General features: G+C 69.2%; 18 protein-coding genes and 2 pseudogenes. 11 read left to right on the top strand and 9 right to left on the bottom strand.

Annotated elements, in window-relative coordinates:
- Positions 1-26: 26 nt before the first annotated feature.
- The 4 genes from OG627_RS28525 (at position 27) to OG627_RS28540 (ending at position 6527) form a co-directional block, all read left to right on the top strand.
- Positions 27-473: a phage terminase small subunit gene (locus OG627_RS28525; protein WP_329069887.1), complete on the top strand. Its 447-nt coding sequence runs from the start codon at positions 27-29 to the stop codon at positions 471-473.
- Between the two features lie 610 nt (positions 474-1083).
- On the top strand, positions 1084-1449 hold the full coding sequence (locus tag OG627_RS28530; protein ID WP_329069889.1) for a hypothetical protein: 366 nt from the start codon (positions 1084-1086) through the stop codon (positions 1447-1449).
- A 70-nt stretch (positions 1450-1519) separates the two neighbouring features.
- Positions 1520-1783, top strand: coding sequence for a hypothetical protein (locus OG627_RS28535; RefSeq protein ID WP_329069891.1), 264 nt, complete (start codon positions 1520-1522; stop codon positions 1781-1783).
- Complete coding sequence (locus OG627_RS28540) at positions 1776-6527, top strand: peptidoglycan DD-metalloendopeptidase family protein (protein WP_329069893.1); 4752 nt, start codon at positions 1776-1778, stop codon at positions 6525-6527. Before OG627_RS28535 ends, OG627_RS28540 begins: the two co-directional genes overlap by 8 nt.
- Positions 6528-6798: 271 nt before the next feature.
- Here the strand turns inward: OG627_RS28540 and OG627_RS28545 are convergent, their stop codons facing one another.
- Positions 6799-7566: a helix-turn-helix domain-containing protein gene (locus OG627_RS28545; RefSeq protein ID WP_329069895.1), complete on the bottom strand. Its 768-nt coding sequence runs from the start codon at positions 7564-7566 to the stop codon at positions 6799-6801.
- Positions 7567-7953: 387 nt separating this feature from the next.
- Here OG627_RS28545 and OG627_RS28550 point away from each other — a divergent pair, with 387 nt between their 5' ends.
- Entirely contained in the window at positions 7954-8136 is a 183-nt protein-coding gene (locus tag OG627_RS28550; protein WP_329069897.1) for a hypothetical protein, read from the top strand.
- A gap of 202 nt (positions 8137-8338) precedes the next feature.
- Here the strand turns inward: OG627_RS28550 and OG627_RS28555 are convergent.
- Positions 8339-8536, bottom strand: a pseudogene (locus tag OG627_RS28555) (alpha-ketoglutarate-dependent dioxygenase AlkB); the annotation flags it as partial.
- Positions 8537-8925: 389 nt separating this feature from the next.
- Between OG627_RS28555 and OG627_RS28560 the strand changes: the two are divergent.
- Positions 8926-9228 (top strand): hypothetical protein, encoded by a 303-nt coding sequence (locus tag OG627_RS28560; RefSeq protein WP_329069899.1) that lies wholly within the window; start codon positions 8926-8928, stop codon positions 9226-9228.
- Between the two features lie 501 nt (positions 9229-9729).
- Here the strand turns inward: OG627_RS28560 and OG627_RS28565 are convergent.
- Positions 9730-11160, bottom strand: a complete 1431-nt coding sequence (locus OG627_RS28565; RefSeq protein WP_329069901.1) for an MBL fold metallo-hydrolase — start codon at positions 11158-11160, stop codon at positions 9730-9732.
- Positions 11161-11481: 321 nt separating this feature from the next.
- Here OG627_RS28565 and OG627_RS28570 point away from each other — a divergent pair.
- The 3 genes and pseudogenes from OG627_RS28570 to OG627_RS28580 all read left to right on the top strand — a co-directional run bounded on the left by OG627_RS28570 (position 11482) and on the right by OG627_RS28580 (position 15296).
- Positions 11482-13241: pseudogene (locus tag OG627_RS28570) on the top strand (SulP family inorganic anion transporter).
- A 251-nt stretch (positions 13242-13492) separates the two neighbouring features.
- Positions 13493-14383, top strand: a complete 891-nt coding sequence (locus tag OG627_RS28575) for a universal stress protein (protein ID WP_329069903.1) — start codon at positions 13493-13495, stop codon at positions 14381-14383.
- 226 nt (positions 14384-14609) lie between these two features.
- Positions 14610-15296: a CBS domain-containing protein gene (locus OG627_RS28580; protein WP_329069904.1), complete on the top strand. Its 687-nt coding sequence runs from the start codon at positions 14610-14612 to the stop codon at positions 15294-15296.
- Here OG627_RS28580 and OG627_RS28585 read toward each other — a convergent pair.
- From OG627_RS28585 to OG627_RS28595, 3 genes are read right to left on the bottom strand one after another with little or no spacing between them, the layout of a single operon-like run.
- Positions 15287-16069 (bottom strand): FAD:protein FMN transferase, encoded by a 783-nt coding sequence (locus OG627_RS28585; RefSeq protein ID WP_443073554.1) that lies wholly within the window; start codon positions 16067-16069, stop codon positions 15287-15289. The genes OG627_RS28580 and OG627_RS28585 overlap by 10 nt on opposite strands.
- Positions 16062-16517, bottom strand: a complete 456-nt coding sequence (locus OG627_RS28590) for an FMN-binding protein (protein WP_329069906.1) — start codon at positions 16515-16517, stop codon at positions 16062-16064. Before OG627_RS28590 ends, OG627_RS28585 begins: the two co-directional genes overlap by 8 nt.
- A 10-nt stretch (positions 16518-16527) precedes the next feature.
- Positions 16528-17904: a ferredoxin reductase family protein gene (locus tag OG627_RS28595; RefSeq protein ID WP_329069908.1), complete on the bottom strand. Its 1377-nt coding sequence runs from the start codon at positions 17902-17904 to the stop codon at positions 16528-16530.
- 151 nt (positions 17905-18055) lie between these two features.
- On the opposite strand from OG627_RS28595, the gene OG627_RS28600 reads away from it, so the two are divergent.
- Both OG627_RS28600 and OG627_RS28605 read left to right on the top strand, forming a co-directional pair.
- Positions 18056-18790 (top strand): response regulator transcription factor, encoded by a 735-nt coding sequence (locus OG627_RS28600; protein WP_329069910.1) that lies wholly within the window; start codon positions 18056-18058, stop codon positions 18788-18790.
- A complete protein-coding gene (locus tag OG627_RS28605; RefSeq protein ID WP_329069912.1) occupies positions 18787-20226 on the top strand; it encodes a sensor histidine kinase in 1440 nt (479 codons plus the stop codon). The genes OG627_RS28600 and OG627_RS28605 overlap by 4 nt, the downstream gene beginning before the upstream one ends.
- A 4-nt stretch (positions 20227-20230) precedes the next feature.
- On the opposite strand, the gene OG627_RS28610 is transcribed toward OG627_RS28605, so the two are convergent.
- From OG627_RS28610 to OG627_RS28620, 3 genes are read right to left on the bottom strand one after another with little or no spacing between them, the layout of a single operon-like run.
- Positions 20231-22657 (bottom strand): glycoside hydrolase family 65 protein, encoded by a 2427-nt coding sequence (locus OG627_RS28610; RefSeq protein WP_329069914.1) that lies wholly within the window; start codon positions 22655-22657, stop codon positions 20231-20233.
- Complete coding sequence (locus OG627_RS28615; RefSeq protein WP_329069916.1) at positions 22654-23424, bottom strand: HAD family hydrolase; 771 nt, start codon at positions 23422-23424, stop codon at positions 22654-22656. The genes OG627_RS28610 and OG627_RS28615 overlap by 4 nt, the downstream gene beginning before the upstream one ends.
- Positions 23421-25883, bottom strand: a complete 2463-nt coding sequence (locus tag OG627_RS28620) for a phosphoketolase family protein (RefSeq protein ID WP_329069918.1) — start codon at positions 25881-25883, stop codon at positions 23421-23423. The genes OG627_RS28615 and OG627_RS28620 overlap by 4 nt, the downstream gene beginning before the upstream one ends.
- Positions 25884-25984: the final 101 nt, after the last annotated feature.

Below are 25984 nucleotides of genomic sequence, written 5' to 3' on the forward strand. Positions count from 1 at the left end.
CCTCGTGTTTTCAGGAAGGGGGAGCCATGGTTTCACCTGGACCCAGACAGGATGCGTCGAAGCGGTACAGCCGGGCGCACCGGGGCAACAGAGCGTCGGCCGCCTCAGCCGTGGTGCTGCCCCTGTCCGGCTGTGACCTGCCGGCGCCGGACCTGCCGTCAGGTGTGGCGTGGAGCGAGCACGAGCGGGCCATGTGGGCGGAGCTGTGGGAGAGCCCGCAGGCGACGCAGTGGTCCGACGCGTTCGTCCCGCTCGTCGCAACGTACGTGCGGGTGGTGTACAGCAACCTGACGGGCCGTGCCACGGCAGGGCTGACGCAGGAGGCACGGCACATCAGCGAGGCACTCGGTCTGTCTCCCGCGGGCCTGCGCACGCTCGGGTGGACGCTGGAGACAGTGGACGCTGACATGGGCGAGGTGTACGAGGCGGACGTGTCGGACATCAGTGAGCGTTACGCCCGGCTGACGGCATGAGTGCACGGCGAGAGGCGCAGCTAGCGCGCAGGGCGCAGCGTGGGGGATTGCGTGGCACCGCGCGTCCCTCGTGCCCGCCTGAGCTACGCAGGTGCCTCGTGTACGAGTGGCTGAGCGCCTCTGCGTGCGACGAGGTGGAAGAGAGCGGCTGGAACAGCCCACTCGTCGTGACGGCATGGCGACGCTGGTTGAACGCGCGTCAGGCGTACGCCGACGAGGTGGGACAGCCTGTGATGAAGGCGTGCGGACCGACGGCGCGACCCTCCCTCGAACGATCTTGAAACGGCCTGGGTGATCATGGAATTTCGACCATGATCACCCAGGGGGGTGGTCCCTGATCATGGTCTCTCCTCACCGAAGGTGGGCTGGGACGCGCGGTCCGGTTACCGGTTGGAGGTCGACCCGGTAGCCCTCAGAGCGGCCTTTTCGGGCCCCCTGGGGCTGTTCTGAGGCCCTCTGGCCCGCCTCGTGCGATGGATCGTCACCCTGGAGCGCGCGCCCGATAGGCGCAAGATCGATTCCAGACAGTGTAAAGCATTGGTAAAACACGCAGGTCAGACGGCTTATTACCGTTCGGAAGCTGCATCTAGCAACTACTTACGGAGGAGGCGTGACCCAAGCCTTCCGCTCCAAATACCGCGGGTCCTACTCGGGTATCGCGAAGCTGCTCAAGCTCCCGGGCGTACAGCGCGAATGCCGCAACGCAGCCGTGGAGATCATGGCCGCTGCCATCGTGCGTGCCCCAGTCGGCAACCCGAGTACCGACAGTCACTCAGGGCTCTACAAGAGTTCGTTTGACGTCTTGCCGCTGATGAAGAACGTCCCCTGGAAGGGCCAGCCGCGCCAGCGTGCGGGAGCGCGAGTGATCAACACCGCGCCGTACGCTCTCGTCGTCGAGTACGGGAGCGGACGAACGCCCCGTTACAGCGTCCTGTCGAACGCCATGGACGACGTCGCGAGCCGCTTCCGGCAGTAGACCACCCGACCCCCTAGAACGCCCCTCAGTGACGCACTGAGGGGCGTTCTGCATGCCCCGAGAGGCGCACATGAACACCCCTCCGGCGCGCTGCCTGCGCCCAGACTGCACGTTCCACCCCGAACCCCTGCTCACCGAAGACGGCGCGCTGGACGTGTCCGCCTACTGCTCCCGGTCGTGCCAGGACTGGACGAGAGCGGCGGTCATCGTCGCTCAGTCGACGTACTCAACCGCCATCGAGCGTCAGGCCCGACGTCTGTATGCCCTCAAGGCCCTTCTCGATCTTCGCGAGAACGCGTCGGAAGTGGACTTCGAGGTGATCGCTGATGCCTAACGTCGTCGGTCAAGCCGCTGTCGACGTCATCCCGATCGTCACCAACTTTCACAGCCGCCTCCTGGCGGCCGTACTCCCCGCCGCGGACCGTGTCGGACGTCAGGCCGGCGAGCGCATGGGCGACCAGATCTCGCGTCACATCGTCATCACGTTGCCCGACGCAGTGACCCGCGGCGGACAGGCAGCCACCCGAGCGGCGGCCCGTCAGGGTGACGACGCAGGCGGGGCGTTCAGTCGCTCCCTGCGCAACAAGCTGACGGCGGCATTCAAGGCCATGCCGAAGCTGGACGTCCGGTTGAGCGACACAGGTGTTGACGCCGAACTCGCGCGCCTCCGGGCGAAGATGGAGCAGCTCTCCAACAAGCGGATCGGTATCGACATCGACGCCGCTACTGCCTCCGCTCAGATCCGCCGCATCGAAGCGGAGCTGAAGAGGCTCGGAGCCCAGCACCCGAACGTACAGGTCCGTGCGGACACTGCTGCCGCTCGCGCGCAGCTCGCTCAGATCCATGCGGCGATTGCAGCCGTCGACGCTCGCGACCCCCGGGTGAAGGTCCATGTCGACACGAGCGGCGCGACGAACGCACTCCTTCACCTGGGAATCCAGATCGCTGCCTTGGCTGCGATCCCTCTGGGACCTGTCCTCTTGGCCGGCACAGGCGCCGTGGTCGCCATGGCGACGGCTGGAACGGCCGCCCTGGGATCCCTGGCCCTCGCGTCGATCCCCGCCATCAAGGGCGTGGCCGACGTCGTCAAGCTCAAGACGGAGGCGGAGAACGAGTCGTCGAGCGCCACGGACCGGGGCGCATCGATCGCCAAGAAGGCCGCATCCTCAGCGCTCCAACAGGCATCGGCACAGCAGACGTTGACGGCCGCACACCGCAACGCCGCTCGCTCGATCGCTCAGTCCAACCGGGCTATCGAAGATGCCGAGCGGGGCGTTTCTGACGCTGTCCAGCGTGCGGCAGACAGCCGACGTCAGGCCGCGGAGACCATCCGCCGCGCACAGCAGTCCCTGGCGGACGCTCACCGGAACGTGTCCCGTGCGGAAGAGGCGCTCACCGACTCCCAGCGCGACGCCACGAGCGCTCAGAAGGCGCTCACAGAGGCCCGAGCCGACGCAGAGGCGCAGCTAGCGGCGCTGAACGACCGGCTCCTTGACGGGATGCTGGATCAGCGTGAGGCCACGCTGCGCGTTGAAGAGGCACAGCTAGAGCTTCAGCGGGTCATGAACGACCCGAGGTCGACGGAGCTGCAAGTCGAGCGCGCTCAACTCGCCTCTGACCAGGCCGTCAAGCGATACGCCGACCAGGAAAAGGCGCTCGCTGAACTGCGCAAGACGCAGGCCGAGCAGCAGCGGGCGGGCGTCGACGGCAACGCTCAGGTCGTCGCGGCACAGGATCGCGTGGCAGCGGCTCAGCGGGCCGTGCGGGACCGCACGGAAGGTGTCGCCGACGCCCAGCGGACGCTCATCGAGCGGTCGGCCGACGTCGCGGAGGCACAGCGGAAGTCAGCGCGGGCACAGACCGACGCTGCCCGCTCCGTGGCCGACGCTCAGCGGCGGGTTGCCGACGCCGTCGAGAACGCAGCCAACGCACAGACGGCGGCTGCTGAGTCCATCACGTCGGCTGAGCGGGGCATCGAGTCGGCCCGCCTGTCGTCGATGGACACGACAACGAACGCCATCAGCAAGCAGGACGAGTACCGCAAGGCACTTGCGGCAATGACGCCAGAGGCTCGGGACCTGTTCGACGCCTTCGCGGGCCCCAAGGGGTTGAAGAGCGCGTTCAGTGACTGGTCGAGGTCACTTGAGCCGACGGTCCTTCCCCTCTTCACCCGAGGGGTCACCGACGCGACGTCGGCTCTTCCGGGCTTCACGCCGCTGGTGGAGTCTGCGGCGGGGGCCATTACCACCCTGTACGACAAGGCAGAAAAACAGCTCAAGACGCCTTTCTGGCGCTCCTTCACGAAGGATCTGAAAACCTCTGCGGAACCGGCTCTCGTCGGGTTCGGCGTGGCGTTCGGCAACACCATCAAGGGCATCGCCGGAATCATCGACGCCTTCCTCCCGCATATGGGGGGAATCGCTGACGAATCGGATCGGATCACAGAGCGATTCGCCAAGTGGGGAAGCAGCCTCAAAGGCTCGCCCAAGTTCGAAAAATTCCTGGACTACGTCAAGGAGACGTCCCCCGGTCTAGCGGAATTCATCGGAGACATCCTTGGTACAGCGCTGGACCTGACGAAGGCCGTTGCGCCTCTCTCAACGACGATGTTCGGCCTGGTATCGCCAGTGCTTGACGCGATCTCGTCGTTGGCGACTAACTCCCCGGGCGTTGTACAAGCGTTGTGGGGAATGTGGGCGGCACAGAAGGCAATTGCCTTGGGCATGGCGGCGTTCGGCGTCGCGATGGGCATCTACAACGCCGTCATGATCGTCGCTGCGATCACAACGGGCGGGTTCGGTGCCGTTCTGTCCGCGACGGGTATCCTGCCCATTATCCGCGCCGTGGTAATCGTCGTTGGATTGCTCGCGGCTGGCCTCGTACTGGCCTACAACAAGGTCGACTGGTTCCGTGCTGCCGTCGATGGAACCTGGGCTTTCCTGAAAGAGGCGACCTCTTTCCTCTGGGGCTCGGTCCTTAATCCGGCATTCGACGGAATTTGGGCAGGGCTACAGGCTATTGGCGACGCAGCCGTATGGCTTTGGAACAAAGCAATCCGTCCTTCATTCGACGCCATCGGTAAGGCATCGAAGCCCATCGTCACGGCGCTGATCGTTCTCTTCCTCACCCCCGCCTATATCGCCTTCAAGGCTCTCGGTGAAGTTGCCAAGTGGCTATGGAATAAGGCCATTGGACCGGCGTTCTCCCTGGTGGGAGAGGCTTCCCGAGTTCTCTGGGAAAAGTACCTCCGCCCGCATCTGCGCGACATTGCGGGAGAACTGAAGACCCTTGGCGGCTGGGCCAAGTGGTTCTGGAAGGAAGGTATCAGCCCCGCGTTCAGCAAGATCGGTGACGGCGCCAAGTGGCTGTATAACGTCGGAATTAAGAAGCCGTTCGACAACATCCGGTCGGCAATTCGGCTCGTCGCTGACAGCTTCGATTCCGCTCAGGGACTGATCCAAAAGGCGTGGACGAAAATCAAGGGGCACACGAAAGGCCCTGTGAAGTTCGTAATCGACACGGTGTACAACGGTGCGATCGTCCCCCTCTGGGAGAAGGTTGCCAAGCTTACCGGTGCTGACCCGTTGAAGCCGTTCCACCCCGAGGGATATCACACTGGCGGCATCATGTCCGGCTATTCCCCGGGACGTGACGACCGCATCATCGCCGTTGGTGGCGGTGAAGCGGTGATGCGTCCTGAATGGACCCGGGCAATCGGTGCGGAACGTATCAACGCTTGGAACGCCGCTGCCCGTTCTGGTGGCATCGGCGGCGTTCAGCGAGCGATTGCGTCAGGGATGCCAGCGTTCAGGGACGGCGGCGTCGTTGGCTGGCTGAAGGACAAGACAACGGGCGTTCTCGACACGCTCAACCCGGCGAAGCTCTTCGATCGCGCGACGTCGTGGGTGAAAGAGAAGGTCGCCAACATCGGATCCGGACAATGGGGTAAGGCTGTTGCCAAGATCCCCGGCAAGATGATCTCCTCGCTCAAGGACCGAGCTCTCTCGCTCATCGGATTCGGCGGGGGTGATGGTGGCGGCTCTTGGATGAAGCCAGTCAACGCCCCGTTTGGAACTCCCTTCGGGAAATCCGGCTCCATGTGGAGCAGTGGCAAGCACACCGGCCTCGACTTCCCCGCCGCAGTTGGCGCAGCCGTGAAGGCGGTCGACGTCGGTAAGGTCGCTCTCGCCCAAGGCGGGGGTCCTTATGGCAACCACGTGATGATCAATCACGGCAAGGGCTTGACCTCCCTGTACGCCCACCTCTCGCAGATCGCCACGAAGGTTGGCGAGACCGTGACCCGCGGGCAGCGGATCGGCGCCGTGGGAGCCACAGGCAACGTCACCGGGCCCCACCTCCACCTCGAAGCCCGTCGCAACGGCGCCGCCATCGACCCGATGCAGTTCCTGGGTGGTGGCTCGACGTCCTACAAGCCGTCTGCTGGCGTCAGTCAGTGGCGGGGCGTCGTGCAGCAGGCACTTGCGCAGGTCGGTCAGCCGAAGAGCTACACGGACATCACGCTCCGACGGATGCAGCAAGAGTCAGGCGGCAACCCCAACGCCGTCAACAAGTGGGATGTCAACTGGCTGAACGGCCACCCATCGGTGGGCCTCATGCAAGTCATTCGCCCGACCTTCGAGCGCTTCGCCGGTAAGTACAAGGGCACCGGGCCGAAGCAGTACGGGGTGTCGACGAACCCGCTGGCGAACATCTACTCGTCGATGACGTACGCCCTGGCGCAGTACGGTTCACTCCCCTCGGCCTACAACCGACCTGGCGGGTACGCCTCCGGCGGCTTCCCCGCACTGGGAGAGATGGCGTGGGTGGGCGAGAACGGCCCCGAGCTGGTGCGTTTCCTTCACCCCGCTCAGGTCTACTCCTCCACGGAGTCGGCCTCCATGGCGCGCACACAGGCCAGCGCCCGGGACATCTACACGTCCCGCAGTGCGGCGGGAACGCAGCTCCACGCCGACGTGAAGGTCTACGTCGGCACCCGGGAGATCACGGACATCGTCCGGACAGAGATCGACATCCACGACCTGGCCATGGCTGATGGCCTGAACACTGGCGGTCGCTGACGCACGCACACAGGGGCGCTCCCGGCTTGGGGGCGCCCCGCTCCAACTCACCCTGTACGGCGTCGGCATGAGGCCGTACAGGGCTCCCAGACCTTAGAGAGAGGCAGAACACCATGACCTACGGACTCCCCTCCAAGAGCCAGCCCGTTGAGTGCCCGCAGTGCGGCGCGGAGGTGGCGCAGGTTCCCGGCCCCGGGAAGATCAAGCGCTTCTGTACGCCCCAGCACGGGCGTTCCTGGCGACGTCGCGCGCGGGCGCTCGGGTGGCCGATCTAACCGACGACCGTGCGCCCGTCTTCCCAGAGTGCGAGCACGTGGCTTGCGAAGCGGTCGTACAGGCCGTCGTCTCCCAGTCGGCGCAAGTGCAGCATGGGCGACTCATGACCAAGCAAGCTGGACAGATGGGGTGTTACTAGCATTTCGTCGTCAAAGGTGAAGACGGAGAGCGCAATGTGATCGTCCGAGAATCGAGCTTCAATGCCTGGCGCGTCACCCATCTTGGACAGGGCATCCAAGGTGATGCGGATACGGGTTCCGACCGTCAGGGGCACGCCTTCGATCTCTTCTCGACGTCGGGTCACTTGTGAGTCCGGATCACCCACAAGGAACCGCACGGAGCATCCCGACGCAGCCTTAGCCTTGAGACGTGCGGCAAGTCGTGGATGCTCCTGCCATACGAAGTAGTTCGTATAGCCAGCGAAGATGATGGATGTGGAGGCACCGTCGATGAGGCGTCCCCATACGGACGTAGGGCACGCGTTCCGATAGGGGTAGGCGGCGACGATTTCCCTCTCCGGACCCGTCTTGATGGCGCTACGGATAGCCTTCGGCCACAGCACTTCCGCACTCACTCCCAACGCCTCCGCTACCTCCTGACGCGTTTCCGGATGCGGGACGCGCGTTGGGTCGGAGAGCCATCGTTCCACCGTCTTACTGGTCACTCCGACTGTACGGGCGAGCTTGGAGCGGGTCATGTTGGCGTCGGAGATAGCGTCTCGCAGCGTCGTATTCAAGGCTTCCCCCAGGGACGTTTGGGCCACTTAGGACGGTATCCCCTGGAGCACTAGAAGTCCCCGGCATGTCAGTTCTGACGTCCCTTCGAGTGGACGACGGTCTACGTAGGTACCCGTGACGCAAGTGTCCCGGCATCGCGTGAACGACCCGGGACGTGGACGACGCTTCGAAGGAGCGATCGACGTGAACCACCTTACTGAATACCGACAGCGGCATATGACGCCCCCGGTACAACTCATGGAGCCCGCCGTCCATAAGGCGCCCGAGCCCGCCCGTGGATGCGACGTCTGCGAGGCACTCGCCAAGCAGTGGAGGCAGGCGACAGACGTCACGAGCCCCGCCTACGACCTGTCGCATGCCCTGGATCTGGCTATCGAGATCGGCCGGCACCCGCATGCGAAGAGGAGGCGGTCGTGACGACCACGATCAAGGCCATCAATGCCCGCGTGCAGGCCATATACCGTCTCCGGATCGCTCACGTCGAAGAGTGCGAGCCGTGCAAGCTCGACAAGCCCTGTGCAGACGGGACGGAACTCCTCCGCCGCTGGCGCGAGGGGGTTCGCGAGTCCCGGGCCGAACGGGAACGGCTGCGCTGAAGACCGCCTGACAGCTCCGTCCGTGCTTCCAATCCCCCGGTCGGCACGGACGGAGCGCTGAGCCCCCGCACGCTGCTCATCACAGGCCCCGTGCGGGGAAGGGGCGGGTGAAGGTCGGCATACCTCACCCGCTAGGGAGCCCCGGTCACCCCAACCCCAGGGGGCGGCCGGGGCTTCTGCGTTCCGTACTCCACTTCCCGCAGTGCCAGCCCACACACACGGTCCGCACCGACATGACACCCCCGCGCGGCAGCTTCGTGTACCGGATCGGCACCGGCCCGGTGGCCCACCCCCGGCACGCGACGACAAGCTCGCGCTGCTGGTCGAGGCCCAGCCAGCCGGGCACGTGCACGGCGCCGGGCGCGATCTCCATGGGCGGGCGGGGGATCAGGGCGTTCACGGCGAATCCTGGAGGGGCTGGGATGTCCTGGGGAAGAAGCGGGAGACAACCCCCCTGCTCAGGAGGCCGACTGTACCGCTCCACCGTGGCCTTGTTGGTGGACGGGTCCATGAGCCGCATCTCCCAGGGACCGGTGTTGACGTCGAAGTCCTTCCCGACGCGGGAGTCGCGCGAACTCTTCGAGGCATCGCGGGCCGCTTCCCGCACCACAACCCGCACCCCGAAAAGGGAGGCCGGCCGGCCTGGTCCCTCACGGAGGCCAAGGCGGCCATCCGGGACGCGGGGTACGTCGTCCAGGGCAAGTTCCTGGCCGTCGCGAACGGCGGCGTATCCCAGTGCGACAGTGACGACGGGAGGCCGTACGGCACCGCTCAGGGATTTCGGCACGAGTGAGTGGACCGGTCCCGGCGTGGACCGCCGCCCCATCCCCCAGCGCTGACGTGTACGCGCTCGGTGGGTCGTTGCTGATCTCCGCCACAGCCATGAGGGCCATGGTCTGTCCCGACGACGCGGAACGGCCGGTGCAGCGTCGGGCCGTGGTGGACAACAAGCGGCGCCCTTTCGATCTGCCGGCCCCCTTCGGGACGGTGATCGACGCCATGCTGAGCTACGAACCGTGCGACCGGCAGTCGCTCTTGGACGTCGCGGCCGAATTCAGGAAGGCCGACAAGGCGGTACGGCACAACCGATGACCGGGCTGTTGGCCATGCGGGTGGCCTTGTCACAGCCCAGAAATGCAGAAAACCCCCGATGAACAGGGGGTTCAGCTGGTGGCCAACCGACACAATTCGTTGACCTGCCGCTATGAGCGATCCTGCTGGGAGTGATTCCCTCCCAGCTCAAGATCGTTTCCCTTTGGTCTGGTCACGTCTGCTGCACGCGCGCTCCGCAGGCAGGGATGCCCGACGTATCCTTCCCCGAGATCGGCTGAGTATCCAAGTCTCCGGCGCCTTCAGGCAGCAGGCGATGCGGTGGCGACGCGCTAGTACGGGCGGAGCGGTCGCTCCCGGCGTCCGGTTCGGCTCCCCATCCGTACGGGACATGGTTCCGCCAGCTCCAACTCTTCGAGAAAGAGCGTCTGTTCAGGCAGGAGCGAGCCGATCGCAGTCAACCCGCGCGCTCCCGGAATATCGGTCGGCGTCGTCGGGCGGGGCGCGGTCGGCCGCCGCTGCGCGTACCGTGCCGGCCTCGGCTCACCGGATCAGGACGGCTTCTCCCGAGCGTGGCACGACGGTGGCCCAGCCCAGTTCGTGGTCGATGCGTTCGCGCAGCGCCGCTGAGGCATCGGGCTCGCCGTGGACCAGGTAGGTCGTGTGCGGTGGGGGTGCGCTGCGAAGCCATTCGATGATCTGTGCGGCGTCGGCGTGCGCGGAAAAGTGGGGTACGTCGGCGACTTCGGCGCGCACGGGCACGTACTCGCCGAACATTTTCACCGTGCGTGCTCCGTCAACCAGATCGCGTGCGCGGGTGCCCTCGGCGGCGAAGCCCACGATGGCGACGGCATTGCGCGGGTCGGGCAGCAGACGCCGCAGGTGGTGGACGACGCGTCCGCCGGTTGCCATGCCGGCCGAGGACACGATCACGGCCGGTCCTGTCGCCTCGTTGATGGCGATGGACTCCCGGACGGAGCGAGCGGCCAGGAAGGGCTCGGGGCTCAGGTCGTCCGTGCCGTCGGCCGAGATGCCGTCGCGCAGTTCGGGCGCCCGTGCCCGGACGGCTTCCCGGTACACCTCCAGCGCGGCCAGGGCCATGGGGCTGTCGACGAAGACAGGCACCGCGGCGGGCAGAATGTTCTTTCGCCGCAGGACGGAGAGTTCGTGGAGGACGACTTCGGTACGGTCCAGGGCGAACGCCGGTACGACCACGATGCCGCCGCGCCGGATCGTCCGGCCGACGATATCGGCGAAGCATGTCCGGCCGGTCTCGTCGTCGTGGCGGCGGTTGCCGTAGGTGGATTCCATGAGAAGGACATCCGCGCCGGAGAAGGGCTCAGCGGGCTTCAGCAAGGGGTGGCCGGGACGGCCGAGGTCTCCGCTGAAGGCGAGGGTGTGTCCGTCGTCCAGGGTGAGACGGGCCCACGCCGAGCCGAGGATATGACCGGCCGGGTGCAGGGCCAGCCGTGTCCTCGACATGATCTCGACCTCGGTGTTCATGCTCACCGGGTCGAAGAACGTCACGGTCCGGTCGACATCGCGGTCGTCGTACAGCGGCTGGGCGGGGCGGTGCTTGGACCAGCCGTGCTCATTGGCGTGCTGAGCCGCCTCGGTCTGGAGCCGCGCGCTGTCGCGGAGCACGATCTCTGCCAGCCGGGCGGTGTAGGCGCTGGTCAGGATGGGCCCCCGGAATCCGTTCCGGACGAGCCGGGGGAGGTAGCCGCAGTGGTCCAGATGGGCATGGGTCACGATCACCGCGTGAATGTCCCGGGCATCGCAGGGCAGCGGACGCCAGTTACGGCGCCGTAGATCGGCGAGCCCCTGGAAGAGCCCGCAGTCGACCAGAATGCGCGAGTGTTCGCCCTCCACCAGGAACTTGCTTCCGGTGACCGTGCCCACACCGCCGAGAAACGTCATGAGCGCCGGAAGGGGTCTGCCCGTGCCGGCCGGAGTTTCGGATGGTTCGGCCATGTGCTGCGGCTTCCTCGTGTGCGTTGTCCCTGCGGCCGCTCTCCCGGTGCGTCCTGTGCCGACCGGGACGGGGTCGCTTTTTGTGGATGGGGCGCTTGTCTTGCGGGCGAGGGCGGGCCGGACCCCTGAGGTGGCGGGCTCGTCTCCTCCAGCATGAATGTTCTGACACGAATGGGCGAGCTGTCGGGAGATCCGGGGAGGGTGCGGCCGTCATCTGCCGGGGCGAGCGGTCGCCGAGTGTCCGTGGGCCGCCGGCAGTGGTGCCCTCGCGCCCGCCCGCCCCCGGCGGGATGCTGAAGACCGAGTGGTGGAGGGAGACTCGTGCCCCGGCATTTCGGTGACGGCGGGAGGTGGCATCGGCTCCGGTACCGGGTGCCGCGCTGCTGACCGGCTATCGGCGCTCATGGCTGCGGGGAGACCTGCTGGCCGGGGTCACGGTCGCGGCGTACCTCGTGCCTCAGGTCATGGCGTACGCGAGTGTCGCGGGGCTGCCGCCGGTCACGGGGCTGTGGGCGGTTCTGCCGGCGCTCGTGCTCTACGCGCTGTTCGGTTCGTCCCGGCTCCTGTCGGTCGGTCCGGAGTCGACCACCGCGCTCATGACCGCGGTGTCCGGAGTCGACCACCGCGCTCATGACCGCGGCCGTGGTCGGGCCGCTCGCGGCGGGGGATCCCGGACGATACGGGGCGTTGGCCACCGGGCTCGCAGCCGCGGTCGCGCTGGTGTGTCTGGTGGCATGGGCCGCCAGGCTCGGGTTCATCGCCGACCTGCTGTCACGGCCGGTCCTGGTCGGTTATCTGACCGGGATCGCCCTGCTCATGATCGTGGACCAGCTGCCCAAACTCACCGGCGTTCCGACGACAGGCTCGGGCTTCTTCCCCCCACTGCTCTCCTTTCTGCGCCACCTCTCCCGTGCCGAGGCGGTGACCCTGGCCTTCAGCGCCGCTCTCCTCGTCCTTCTCTTTGTCGCGCCCCCGCTGGTGGCCGGCGGTTCCCCGGCCGTTGCTCGCCGTGGTGCTGGGCAGCGTCGTCGTCGCGCTTTTCGGCTGGGAGGACCACGGGATCGCGGTGGTCGGAACCGTCCCGTCCGGGCTGCCCGTCCCAGCGCTGCCCGATTTGGGTGAGCTGCCCCGCCTGCTGGTGCCCGCGCTGAGTGTCCTGCTCGTCGGGTACAGCGATGTCATCCTGACCGGGCGCGCCTTCGCCGGACGTGGCGAGCACGGGAGGCTCGACCCGAATCGGGAGTTGTTCTCCCTGGGCGCCGCGAACGTGGGCGCGAGTCTCCTCCACGGCTTCCCGGTGAGCAGCAGTGCCAGCCGAACGGCTCTCGCCGTGTCGGCGGGAGCACGCACCCAGGTGTACTCGCTCGTAGCCGGTGCGGCCGTCTTCGGCACACTGCTGTTCCTGGGCCCCGCCCTGAGTCGCATCCCGGTTCCCGTGCTGGGGGCACTCGTCGTCTATGCCGCGGTGCGGCTGATCGATCTGGCGGGGTTCCGCAGGCTGGCAGCTTTCCGGCGCCGGGAGTTCCTTCTGGCGACGGGCTGTCTGCTCGGCGTACTCGCTCTCGGCATTCTCTACGGGGTACTCATCGCCGTGGCCCTGTCCGTGGCGGAACTCCTGAGCCGGATCGCCCGCCCCCCACGATGCCGTCGAGGGGGTCGTGCCCGGGGTGGCCGGCATGCACGACGTCGATGACTATCCGAAGGCCCGTACCGTCCCCGGACTGGTGGTCTACCGCTACGACTCGCCCCTTTTCTTCGCCAACGCCGAGAACTTCAAGCACCGCGCCCTGGCAGCCCTGGACAATCAGTCCGAACCCGTGTTCTGGCTCGTCCTCAACGCCGAGGCCAATGTGGAGGTGGACATCACCGCACTGGACTCCATGGAGGAACTCCGTCGTGAAACGACCGAGCGGGGAATCGTATTCGCCATGGCCCGGGTCAAACAGGGGCTGCGCGACCAGTTGGACGCCTACGGCCTGACCGCGGCCATCGGCACCGGTCTGATCTTCCCGACACTGCCGACCGCCGTCGCCGCGTACCAGGAATGGCGCGCGCACTCAGGGAACGACGTGGGTGGATAGGCGCTTGTTCCGCGACATGGTCCGGCCCGATTTCCCGCCCGATTCGCGGGGCGAGAGGCAGGCATGCAGCATGGAGAGCGTCCGATGGCGCGGCCGAGCGGCCTGACTGGGCGAGCGGCCTTCACTCGTGCCGCGCCACTCACCCATCGCGATCGGAGCGAGTCGTCAGCACACGCCGCTCATCCCTGTGGAGCGGCGGGACGGGGAGCGATCCTCATGTTCCTCTCCAGGTGTCGGATCAGGAGGCAGTCATGGACGGCAGCGCGAAGGACGGCGGTGCGCTCGGTAGGGGGGATCTCGGACCGGTGGTGGTCGGCACCGACGGTTCGGACCACGCCACCAGGGCGGTGCTCTGGGCTGCCGACGAGGCGACGGCACGGAACCGGTCCCTGACCGTCGTCCACGCGATCGGAGTCGAACAGGCCCGGTATCTGGCCTTCGACGACACCCATACCGTCCTCCGCGAGGCTCGGCAGACCCTCGACACCGCGGCCGCGCAGGTGCAGCGCGAGCACCCGGACCTCGCAGTCTCCACGGTGCTGAGCCGGGACGAGCCGGCGGACAGCCTGCTGGAGGAGGCGGGGGCCGACGGAACCGTCGTGGTCGGCTCCCGGGGGCTGGGCGGGTTCGCCGCCCTGCTCATCGGCTCGGTCGGACTCCGTACCGCCGCGCGGGCCAGGGGCCCGGTGGTTGTGGTGCGCCGCGTCGGGGAAGCCGCGGGCGGGTTCGTGACGGTCGCGGTCCGGGACGACGGTGACCGGGAAGCCCTGATGTACGCCGCGCGGACCGCGCGGTCGCGTCGTGCGGCCCTCCGGGTGGTCGGTGTCTGGCTGTTCCTCCAGAACGTGGGGTCCATGGCGACGATGGTCGACGACGTCAGCGGCCTGGCCGAGGCGGAGAGCGAGGCCACGTCGCACATGGTCGAACCGGTCCGGAACGACTTCCCCGAACTCACGGTCACCGTGCGAACGGTCCGGGCCACGTCGGTCGCCGGGGCCTTGGTGGAGGAGGCGGCAGGCGCGGACCTGCTGGTGATGGGTGCCCGCAGGCCCGCGCACCGTATCGGCGCACCGCTGGGGCGGGTCACTCACGCGGTCCTGCACCACGCTCCCTGCCCGGTCGCCGTGGTCCCGCGCGGCTGACCACGCCGGACGGAGCCGGACAGGCCCCGACCCGAGCCTCAGCTCCCCTGTTCCGGACCTCCCACGGACCGGGCGGGCCGTTGGGAGACCATACGGCCCGCCGGCTGGGCCGGACGGCTCTGTGAGGGCCGTCCGGCCCCTGGCCATGAGAGTTCCGGCCCGTTCACGCTTGCAGTGAGGAAACGTGGTGGGGCGTAACCCCCGGTATCCGGGGCGAGGAGGAGACATGCCGCACACGCCGTGCCTGGTGAGCGACGTCATGACAAACCCGGTGGTCGCTGTCGGACCGCGGGCGGGCTTCAAGGAAATCGTCGAGACCCTGAGGCAGTGGAAGGTGAGCGCCGTACCGGTCCTGGCGGGCGACGGCAGAGTGGTCGGGGTGGTGTCGGAAGCCGATCTGCTTCCCAAGGAGGAGTTCCGGGACGCCGACCCCAGCCGCATGGAGCAGATGCGACGCCTCGAAGACATGCGCAAGGCCGGAGCCTTGACCGCCGAGGAACTGATGAGCGTCCCCGCCGTCACGGTCCGGGAGGACGCCACCCTCGCACAGGCCGCTCGGACGATGGCACAGCGGACGCTGAAGCGCTTGCCCGTCGTCGACGGAGAGGGAATGCTCCGGGGCATCGTCAGCCGTGCGGATCTCCTCAAGGTGTTTCTCCGGTCGGACGAGGATCTCGCGCAGGAAGTACGCAAGGACGTGGTCGAGCAACTCTTCCGGGTGTCCCGGGGGAGCGTGGACGTCTCTGTCACCGACGGTGTGGTCACACTGAGCGGCACCGTCCGGGACACAGCGCTCGTCCCGGTCGCCGCCCGGCTGGCCAGAGCGGTCGAGGGGGTCGTGGACGTCCAGTGTGATCTGGTCGGGCCGCGTGCCGCCTCGATGCGGGCGCCCGGTGCGGGGGCTCAGCTCTGATCCGCTGCCGGGGGCGCGGTGCCGGGGAAGCCGCTGGTGCGCCAGGTGCCGCCGTCGGCGGTGAGGGCGAAGCCCTCGTAACCGTCGAGGTTCTCCAGCCAGTCCTGTGCCCGGGCGCCCATGGCATAGGCGGCGGTCGCGTAGGCGTCGGTCATGGTGAGCCGGGGGCCGGTCAGGGTGAGGGAGGCGGGGCCCGCCGCCGTGGTGCCGTGGTGGGGGTCGAGGATGTGGGCGCCGCGTTCGGCCGTACCAGAGGTGGCGACGGCGAAGTCGCGTCCGGTCACCACGGTGCTCAGGGCGCCGGGACGCAGGGGGTCGGCGATGCCGATGCGCCAGGGGGCGCCGGGGGACGGCTCGCCGCTCAGCTGGAGATCGCCGCCGCCGTTGACACAGGTGTTGCGGGCGCCGGCCTCGTACAGGATCCGTGAGGCGTGTTCCACGGCCCAGCCCTTGACCAGCCCGGACGGATCGAGTGTGCCGCCCGCCAGCGGGCTGAACCAGCCGTCGGTGACGCGTACGGCGTCGTCGCACAGGGCGAGTACCTCACGCACCTCCGGCGAGCAGCGGTCGGGTGTCAGTTCGCCGCGTGCGAGCCGGCTGACGGCACTGTCGGGGCGGTAGGTGGAGTAGGTCGCGTCGACGTGGTGGAGCCGGCGCACCGCCTCGCGCAGCGCCCGCTGGATCGCGGGGGTGCGCGGGTCACGGATGTCGAAGGAGAAGACCGTGCCCATCACGTGCTCCACGTGGCGCAGGCCGCGTCCCTGGTCAGGCACCGGCCTTGTCCAGTGCGCTCTGGAGTGAGTCGATGTAGCCCTGGCTGGTGTAGCTGGCGCCGGAGACGGAGTCGATGTGCGCGCTGTGGGCTGCCAGCGCCTCCTGGTTCAGGCGCGGTACCGCGTAGTCGGCGATCCGCCGGCTGTGGCCGTCGCCGGACGGGGCTTGGAGGATCTTGACGGCGGTCAGTTTCCCGGCTCGTACCGTGGCGGACACCTGGACCGTGCCGTACTGGGTGTTCACCGGGTCGCCGGTGTACGTACCCCCGGTGCCCCCGGCCGTGGACGCGCCGGCCCGCGGGGAGGCGCCCGGCGCGGGGGATGCCGTCGCCGTGCCGCTCGGTGCGGGTACCGCCAGGGCCGGCCGGTCGCTCTGGTGGGGTTTGAGGGTGAGCAGCAGGACGACCAGGGTGGCGGTCGACGCGGCGGCGAGGACGGCTCGGCGCACGGGGTTCTCCTCAGAACTCGAACGACTCGTGGTGGATGTGGCGGCGCCGTAGCCCGGCCCGGTGCAGGGCCCGCTTGGCGGCGTCCGTCATCCCGGGAGGGCCGCAGAGATACACCTCGTGCGCGGCGAGGTCCGGCACCAGCGCGTTCAGCGCGCGGGCGGTCAGCGGCAGCGAGTGGGCCGCGGGTTCGCTGACGAAGCAGTGGACGGTGGCGCCGCGCGCGGCGGCTATCGCGTCCAGCTCCCCGCGCAGCGCCAGGTCCTCGGGCCGCCGGGCCAGGTAGACGAGTGTCACCTCGCCCGGCAGCGTCTCGAAGAGCGCCCGCAGCGGAGTGATCCCGACGCCGCCCGCCAGCAGCAGCACTTTCGGGGAACGGCGCCGCACCTCGGTGAACGCGCCGTACGGTCCCTCCGCCCAGACCCGGGTACCGGGCCTGAGCCGGGCCAGCGCGCCGCTGTGGTCGCCCGAGTCCTTCACGGTGATGCGCAGCCGACGGTCCCGCATCGGTGCGGACAGGGAGTACGGGTTGGCACTAGCCCAGAGCCCGGGGGCGAGGAAGCGCCAGCGGAAAAACTGGCCCGGCAGCGCGCCCAGTTCACCGAGACGCTCGCCGGTCAGATGGACGGAGACGACGCCCGGCGCCTCGGGGACGACCTGGGTGACGCGCAGCCGGTGGCGCAGGTTGCGCCGTACGGGCGTCAGGAAGCGGTACCAGAGGATCAGGGCCGCCGCCCCCAGGTAGAGGGCGTACCAGGCGAGTTGGGCGGCGCGGTTGCCCACGAGGTCGGCGCCGTTGCTCAGTTGGTGGGAGAAGGCGAGGAACACCGCTAGGTACGTGGCGAGGTGGAGGTGGTGCCAGGTCTCGTAGCGCAGTCTGCGGCGGGCGGCCCGCGCCGACACGAACGCGGTGCCTATCAGCAGCAGGGTGGCGGCGGTGGCCTTGAGCATGTCGGGGTAGTGCAGGACGAGCGTGGTCGTCTGGTCCACCACACCGGTGTGCGTGGTGAGGGAGTAGCCCCAGATGATCAGTACGACATGGGCGACGACCAGCGAGATCGTGTACCGGCCGCCCATCGCGTGCCAGCGCGCCAGCCAGTCGCTGCCGATGCTGTGGTCGAGGAGCGGGACACGCGCCATCAGCGCCACCAGCACGGCGCACGCGTACCCCGCCAGCAGCCCGGTGATCCGCCCCGCGTCCGTCAGCCAGCCGGCCGCGCCCACCACCGATGCCGTGTCGCTCCACCACAGACCGAGCACCCCGGCCGCTCCGCCCCAGATCACGCACAGCACCAGCGGCGGTACGAGCGAACGCGGCCGGCCGGACAGTCGTGGTCCCCGACGCGGGGCGCGGTCCGTACCGTGGCGCGCGTGGGTTCCGGTACTCATGGGGGCCTCTCTTCGGCGGTGGTGGACCGCCAGCGTCGCAACGCGACCTCTGAGGACTCTCTGAAGCCGGCCGCCCCGGCGCGGATTGAGAGGAAACTCAGAGCGAGCCCAGAGCCGGACCTGCCTACCCGCAGGGGATGCTGGACACATCATGGACAACCACCACACACCGCGCCGTCTGCTCGGCGGGGACGGCAAGCCCGTACGGATCCTGGTCGTGGACGACGAGCCCGACCTCACCGAGGTCCTCTCCGGTGTCCTGACGGCCGAGGGCTGGCAGGTCCGCACCGCGGGCGACGGCGCCTCCGCCCTCGCCGAGGCCCGTGCCTTCCGTCCGCACGCGGTCGTCCTGGACTGGATGCTGCCGGACACGGACGGCCTGCGCCTGCTGCGCGCGCTGCGCGCGGAACTGGAGAACGTGTGCGTGCTGTTCCTGACCGCCCGGGACTCCGTCGAGGACCGTATCGCGGGCATCACGGCGGGCGGCGACGACTATGTGACCAAGCCGTTCAGCCTGGAGGAGGTGCTGGCCCGGCTGCGCGGCCTGCTGCGCCGCGCGGGCGTGGCGCGCGAGCCGGCAGGGGATCTGCTGGTGGTGGGTGATCTGGTGATGGACGAGGAGGCCAGGGAAGTGACCCGTGGCGGGGATCTCGTCGATCTGTCCCGTACCGAGTTCGAACTGCTCCGGTTCCTGATGCGCAATCCCCGCCGTGTGCTGTCCAAGTCGCGGATCCTCGACCGGGTCTGGTCGTACGACTTCGGCGGCCAGGCGCATGTCGTCGAGCTCTACATCAGCTATCTGCGCAAGAAGATCGACGCGGGACGCCCGCCGATGATCCACACCGTGCGCGGTGTGGGATACGTGCTCAAGCCGGGACCCCGGTGAGACGCCTCCTCCCGCGTACCCTGCGCGGCCAGCTGACCACCGGGCTCGTCGCGCTGCTCGCGCTGGCGTGTCTGGCGGTGGGCGTCACCACGGTCGTCGCGCTCGAAGGGTTTCTCGTCCGCCGGCTCGACCAGCAGCTCGCCGCGTCGGGCGGACGGTTCGCTGCCAGCCTGGAGCACGAGAGCAGGCCGGACGCCGACAACCGGCCCGACACCCGCGGGCAGTCGGAAGGCACGTTCGGAGCGCGGCTGCTGGGCGGCAGCGCCACCCAGGCGGCCGTCGTCAAGGACGAGGCGGACAGCCCGGTGCCGCTCACCTCCGGCGACCGCCGGGCCCTGGCCGCGCTGCCCGTCGACGGGAGAGGGCACACGCTGCGGCTGTCCGCCCTGGGCGCGTACCGGCTCTCGGCCGTCGCCGGCGACGACAAGGACGTCCTGGTCACCGGCCTGCCGCTGCGTCCCGTCGAGGAGACGGTGCACCGTCTCGAAGGGGTCGAGGCGGCGGTCTTCGGTATCGCGCTCGCCGTCACCGGTACGGCCGCGGCGCTGTGGGTACGGTTCTCGCTGCGCCCTCTGCGCAGAGTTACCGCCACCGCCATGAGTGTCGCCGAACGGCCGCTCGCCGGCGGGGATGTCGCCATGCCCGCCCCTGTCGCGGTCACCGACCCGCGCACCGAGGTCGGCCGGGTCGGCACCGCCGTGAACCGCATGATCGGCCACGTCGGCGATGCCCTGGAGCGGCGCCAGGCCAGCGAGGAACGGCTGCGGCACTTCGCCGCCGACGCCAGCCACGAACTGCGCACCCCGGTGGCCAACATCCGCGGTCACGCGGAACTCGCCCTGCGCCACGAAGGGCCCGTACCGCCCGGGGTCCGGCGGGCGCTGGACCGTATCCAGGCCGAATCGGAACGCATGAGCCGACTCGTGGACGACCTGCTCCTGCTCGCCCGCATCGACGCGGGCCGCGCCCTCGACCACGGCCCGGTGGATCTCACCCGGCTGGTGCTCGACGCCACGGACGACGCACGGGCCGCGGGCCCTGACCACCGGTGGCTGCTCGACCTGCCGCAGGACGCGGTGCTCGTCGAGGGAGACGAACACCGCCTTCAGCAGGCCATCGGCAACCTCCTCGCCAACGCCCGCTCCCACACCCCCGCCGGCACCGAGGTCTCCGTCCGGCTGACCGCCGGCCCGGACGCCGTCCGGCTGACTGTGGCGGACAACGGCCCCGGCATCCCCGAGGAGCTCCGGCCCGAGGTCTTCGGCCGGTTCGTACGGGCCGACCACAGCCGCTCCCGCACGGGCGGCAGCACCGGGCTGGGGCTCGCCATCGTCCACGCGGTGGTGGCCGCCCACCACGGCACGATCCAGGTGGAGAGCGTCCCCGGACACACCGTGTTCACCCTGACACTCCCGCCGCCGCTGGCTGACATGTGACCGCTCAGGTGCCGGGCAGGGCGAGCCTGCGCACGGTGCCCGGAGCGACGGTGAACCCTCGGCCCGCGAGCATGACGTGGACGGGATCCTCGGCCGAGTCCGGTACGCCGATGCTGACCCGCTGTGTGCCGATGAGCAGGTCGACGTTCCAGTGGTTGCGGTAGCGGATCGCGACCCGGAACTTCGACAGCTGGGGCAGGGGTGCCGGGTCCAGCCACAGGGCGTTGTCGCGGGTCTCCAGACCGGTCAGGCCGCGCTGTACGAAGTCGAGGGTGCCGGCCATCGCGCCGAGGTGGATGCCTTCCTGCGTGGTGCCTCCCTGGACATCGGCCACGTCCCCGGTGAGGGCCTCCTCGGCGTAGGTCCATGCTTCGTCCCTGTGGACCCGGGCCAGTACCCACGCGTGGACCAGGGCGCTGAGCGTCGAGCCGTGGCTGGTGCGGCGCAGGTAGTAGTCGACGGTGTTCCGCCAGGTGTCGTCGTCGAGCCGGTGGCCGAGTTGCTCGAAGAGTCCGGCGAGTTCGGCCGGTGAGAAGAGATAGCCGAGCATCAGCACATCGGCCTGTTTGGACGCTTTGTAGCGGTTGACGGTGTCGCCCTCGGCCTCCAGGAGGCGGTCGAGGCGCCGGATGTCCCCGTACCGCTTCCGGTACCTGTCCCAGTCGAGTTCGGTGAGGTCCTCGTATCCGGCGAACTGGCTGATGACACCGGAGTGGTACGGCACGTGGAGCCGGTGGGCGACCTCCTCCCAGCGGTCCGGTTCCGCCGGGTCGATCCGCAGATGTTCGAAGAGCTGCTGGCGCCTCGGGACAGGAAGCGCGCGGGACAGTTCCAGGGCCCGGGACAGTACCCAGGCGGCGGTGACGTTCGTGTAGGTGTTGTCGTCGAGGCCGGGAGCGGCGGCGCCGGGAAGGGCGTCGTGGTACTCGTCGGGGCCGACGACACCACGGATCCGGTACCGGCCGAGCGAGGGGTCCCACTCCGCGCGGCTCGCCCAGAAGCGGGCGATCTGGAGCAGCGTCTCGGCGCCCTTGGTGTGCAGGAACTCGGTGTCGCCGCTGGCCTGGCAGTACTGCCACACGTTGTACGCGACCGCCGAGCCGACATGGTGCTGCAACCGGGAGTGGTCCGGAAGCCAGCGCCCCGAGCGCGGGTTGAGATGCAGCTCGGGTGTCTCCTCGCGGCCGTCGCTCCCGCTCTGCCACGGATACATGGCGCCGCTGTGGCCTGCCGCGCGCGCCGCGCGGCAGGCGGCGCCGAGACGCCGGTGGCGGTAGTGGAGCAGGCCCCGGGAGACCTCGGGGAAGTGCAGGTTCAGGAAGGGCAGGACGAACAGTTCGTCCCAGAAAACATGGCCCCGGTATGCCTCGCCGTGCAACCCTCGCGCGGGCACGCCGGCATCCAGTTCGGCGGTGTGCGGGGAGAGCGTCTGGAGTACGTGGAAGAGGTGCAGGCGCAGGATCCGTCCGGCCTCGCCCGGGACGTCGAGGGTCGCCTGCCGCCAGATGTCCTCCCAGGCACGGTGGTGCGAGGCCAGCAGGGCGGGGAAGGCCGGGGCGTTCCGTACGGCCGCGAGAGCGGCCTGCCGGGGGCTGCCGATCGCCGGGTCGCGGGAGGTGTACAGCGCGACCGTCTTGTCCACGCTCACGCTCTCCCCGCCTACGACGGGGATCATCAGGGTCTGGACGGTCTGCCGTTCCCTCAGCCCGGTGCGGATGGGAAGACGCGGGTGTCCGGGCGCCAGGGTGTGCGCGGCGAGCGCGATACGGATGCCGGATTCGCCGGTACGGCAGCGCAGCCACACCGTGTCCCCGCCCGTGTCGTCCGTGCTGCTGTGCTCGCCGCCCGTCCGCCAGTCGGTCAGATGCCGCTGGGCGAGGGCGCCGTACCGCGCGACTCCCGCGTTGCGCACATCGCCGTCCAGGCGGGACTCGACCTCCACGGCCCCGGACCACCCCTCGGCGGTGAACGAGGTGCGGTGCGCGGCCAGATGAGGGTCTCCCATGTGGACGAGCCGGCACTGCTCCACGGTCAGCCGGCGCCCGGCCGGGTCCGTGTAGAGCGAGCGGCGGGTGAGGGTGCCGTGCCGCAGGTCCAGTGTCTGGCGGTGTGCGACGAGTTCGGTGCTGTCCGGGGACAGCCAGGGGCCCGGAGGCCCGGCGTCGGGGCGTATGCGGTAGCGCAGGGGCAGCCAGTCCGGCAGATTGACCATGTCCTCGTTCTCGACCTGCCGTCCGGCGACGGTGGAGACCAGCCGGTCGTAGCAGCCCGCCACGTACGTGCCCGGATAGTGCGCCGGTCCCGACGGGCTCTCGGAGGCCGCGCCCCGGGTCGCGACGTATCCGTTGCCCAGGGTGCACAGCGCTTCGCGCAGCCGCTCGTCCTGCGGCTCGTACCCCTCGTACGTCCACTCCCAGGCGCCCATGGTCATCGCTCCTCGTGGCCTGGCAGGAGCAGTTCGCCGGGATCGGTGACCACCAGGTCGGCGCCGTGGCGGCGCAGGTCCGCCGCGCTCGTCGGGCCGGCCGTGCGGTCCACCCCGATCACCAGGCCGAAGCCACCGCGCCGGCCCGCCTCGACACCGGCGAGCGCGTCCTCGACGACCGCCGCGTTTCGCGGGGGAACCTGAAGACGACGCGCCGCTTCCAGGAAGAGCGCCGGGTCCGGCTTTCCCGGCAGCCGCAGCCGCTGGGCCTCGTTGCCATCCACGACGGCCTCGAAGAGGTCCAACACGCCTGCTGATGAAAGCAGTTCAGAGGCGTGCCGGGACGCGGACACAGCCGCGCACGGCACCCGACCGTGGCGCAGCTCCCGCAGCAGGCGTATGGTCCCGGGCCAGGCGTCGACGCCCCGTTCGCGCAGGCCAGTGGTGAACAACCGTTCCTTGCGGGCCGCGACCGCTCCCACGGTTCCCGTTCCCGGTGGGTCGTCCGGTGTGCCGAGGGGGAGCGCGAGTCCGCGGGCCGCCAGGAACGCGGCGGTCCCGTCCTGGCGTGACCTGCCGTCGACGTAGCGGCGGTAGTCGTCGACCGGGTCGAAAGGTGCCAGGCCGGCCGGGATCAGACACACGTCGAACGCGCCTTTCCACGCCGCCGAGTGTGCTCCGGCGGAGTCGGTGACGACCCCGTCGGTGTCGAAGACGACGGCGCGCACGGAACGCAGGGCTGGCACGGCGGCCGGGTGCGCCGGGCGGCTCATCGCGACGGCGCCCCGGTGCCCCGGGGGACCGGCGGGACGGGTACGGGCTGCCAGGTCCAGTCGGCCACCTCGGGCAGGTCCGTGCCGTGTTCGCGGATCCAGGCGTGGTGGCGCAGACGGGCGTCCTCCATGGCCTGCCGGGCGTGGGGGGCGCGTACCGCCAGACCGGGGACGCGGTCGATGACGTCCATGACCAGCCGGTAGCGGTCCAGATCGTTGCGGACCACCATGTCGAAGGGGGTCGTGGTGGTGCCCGACTCCTTGTAGCCGCGGACATGCAGATTCGCGTGGCCGGGGTGGCGGTAGGCGAGGCGGTGGATCAGCCACGGGTAGCCGTGATAGGCGAAGATCACCGGCTTGTCGCGGGTGAACAGTGCCTCGTACTGGCTGTCGGACAGTCCGTGCGGATGCTCCGACGCGGGCAGCAGCCGGGCCAGATCGACCACGTTGACGACGCGGACCGCGAGCCGGGGCAGATAGCGGCGGATCAGCAGGGCGGCGGCCAGCACCTCCTGGGTCGGGACATCTCCCGCGCAGGCCAGCACCACATCGGGTTCCTCGCCCTCCCGCTCCGTCCCGGCCCACTCCCAGACGCCGGCTCCCCGCGCGCAGTGGGAACGCGCCTCGTCCAGGGTGAGCCAGTCGAAGCAGGGCTGCTTCCCGGCGACGACGACATTGACGTAGTCGCGGCTGTGCAGGATATGTTCGGCCACACAGAGCAGGGTGTTGGTGTCCGGCGGCAGGTAGACCCGTACGACCTCGGGTGCCTTGTTGAGTACGTGGTCGATGAAGCCGGGGTCCTGGTGGGAGAAGCCGTTGTGGTCCTGGCGCCAGACATGCGAGGTGAGCAGGTAGTTGAGCGAGGCGACCGGGCGCCGCCAGGGCAGCGCGCGGGACACCTTCAGCCACTTGATGTGCTGGTTGACCATCGAGTCGACGATGTGGACGAACGCCTCGTAGCAGGAGAAGAGCCCGTGTCGGCCGGTGAGGAGATAGCCCTCCAGCCAGCCCTGGCAGGTGTGTTCGGAGAGGATCTCCATGACCCGGCCGTGTGGGTCCAGTTGCTCGTCGGTGCCGAGGGTCTCGGCCCGCCATGCCTTTCCCGTGGCCCCGTACAGGGCCTGGAGCCGGTTGGAGGCCGTCTCGTCCGGTCCGACGACCCGGAAGTCCCGGCGCCCGCGCGTCGCCTCCATGACCGCTTCCAGCAGCTCGCCCAGGACCCGCGTCGGCTCGTGCGCTGTGGCGCCGGGCCGCTCCACCCGCATGGCGTACGGCTCCAGGGCCGGGACCGGCAGGTCGTGCAGGAGCAGACCGCCGTTGGCGTGCGGGGTGGCACCGAGCCTGCGCGCGCCGTCGGGGACGCAGGCGAGAACCTGCGGGCGTGGCCGGCCCTCGTGGTCGAACAGCTCCTCAGGCCGGTACGAGCGCAGCCACGCCTCCAGCTGCCGCAGATGCTCGGGGTTCTCCCGTACGGCGGACAGCGGCACCTGGTGGGCGCGCCAGGTCCCCTCGACCGGCACCCCGTCGACGGTGACGGGGCCGGTCCAGCCCTTGGGCGTACGCAGGACGATCACGGGCCAGTGGGGCCGTACGGTGATGCCCATCTGCCGGGCGGCGCGCTGGATGCCGGCGATCCGGTCCAGCGCGGTGTCCATGGCCTCGGCCATGGCGCGGTGGACCGTGTCCGGGTCGTCGCCGGTGACGTGCAGGACCTCGTGGCCGTAGCCGCGCAGCAGTTCGTCGAGTTCCGTCTCCGGGATGCGGGCGAGCACGGTGGGGTTGGCGATCTTGTAGCCGTTGAGGTGCAGGATCGGCAGGACCACGCCGTCACGCACCGGGTCGAGGAATTTGTTGGAGTGCCAGGACGCGGCCAGCGGTCCCGTCTCCGCCTCCCCGTCGCCGATCACGCACGCGACCAGCAGGTCCGGGTTGTCGAACGCGGCGCCGTAGGCGTGGGAGAGGGAGTAGCCCAGTTCGCCGCCCTCGTGGATCGAGCCGGGTGTCTCGGGTGCGACATGGCTGGGTACGCCGCCGGGGAAGGAGAACTGCCGGAAGAGACGGGCCATGCCGGCCACGTCCCGGCCGATGTCCGGATAGGTCTCGGTGTAGCTGCCCTCCAGCCAGGAGTTGGCCAGCACCGCGGGACCGCCGTGGCCGGGCCCCCAGACGCATATCGCGTCCTGTCCGCGCGCCCTGATGATCCGGTTGAGGTGGGTGTGGACCAGGTTCAGTCCCGGGGAGGTGCCCCAGTGGCCGAGCAGCCGGGGTTTGATGTGCTCGGGGCGCAGCGGCTCGGTGAGCAGGGGATTGGCCAGCAGATATATCTGTCCGACCGCCAGGTAGTTCGCGGCCCGCCAGTGGGCGACCAGCGCCGCCAGCTCCTCGTCGCCCACCACGGGCGGTACAGACGGTACGGACGGTGCGTGCGATGCGGGTGCGGCTGCGCTCGTCGCGTGCATGGCTGCCTCCACGAGGGTGGATGTACACCCAGCGTCGCGGCAGGCCGGATTCTCCGGCTAGGGCCGTTCGGGGTACGGAGCGGTGCTGTACGGGGGTGGGG

Origin of the sequence: Streptomyces sp. NBC_01429, from assembly GCF_036231945.1 — a bacterium.
GTDB lineage: Bacteria > Actinomycetota > Actinomycetes > Streptomycetales > Streptomycetaceae > Streptomyces.

Coding starts and splice junctions, on each gene's coding strand:
- OG627_RS28525 (WP_329069887.1), top strand. CDS start 27: ATGGTTTCACCTGGACCCAGACAGGATGCGTCGAAGCGGTACAGCCGG.
- OG627_RS28535 (WP_329069891.1), top strand. CDS start 1,520: ATGAACACCCCTCCGGCGCGCTGCCTGCGCCCAGACTGCACGTTCCAC.
- OG627_RS28540 (WP_329069893.1), top strand. CDS start 1,776: ATGCCTAACGTCGTCGGTCAAGCCGCTGTCGACGTCATCCCGATCGTC.
- OG627_RS28565 (WP_329069901.1), bottom strand. CDS start 11,160: ATGGCCGAACCATCCGAAACTCCGGCCGGCACGGGCAGACCCCTTCCG.
- OG627_RS28575 (WP_329069903.1), top strand. CDS start 13,493: ATGGACGGCAGCGCGAAGGACGGCGGTGCGCTCGGTAGGGGGGATCTC.
- OG627_RS28580 (WP_329069904.1), top strand. CDS start 14,610: ATGCCGCACACGCCGTGCCTGGTGAGCGACGTCATGACAAACCCGGTG.
- OG627_RS28595 (WP_329069908.1), bottom strand. CDS start 17,904: ATGAGTACCGGAACCCACGCGCGCCACGGTACGGACCGCGCCCCGCGT.
- OG627_RS28600 (WP_329069910.1), top strand. CDS start 18,056: ATGGACAACCACCACACACCGCGCCGTCTGCTCGGCGGGGACGGCAAG.
- OG627_RS28610 (WP_329069914.1), bottom strand. CDS start 22,657: ATGACCATGGGCGCCTGGGAGTGGACGTACGAGGGGTACGAGCCGCAG.
- OG627_RS28615 (WP_329069916.1), bottom strand. CDS start 23,424: ATGAGCCGCCCGGCGCACCCGGCCGCCGTGCCAGCCCTGCGTTCCGTG.
- OG627_RS28620 (WP_329069918.1), bottom strand. CDS start 25,883: ATGCACGCGACGAGCGCAGCCGCACCCGCATCGCACGCACCGTCCGTA.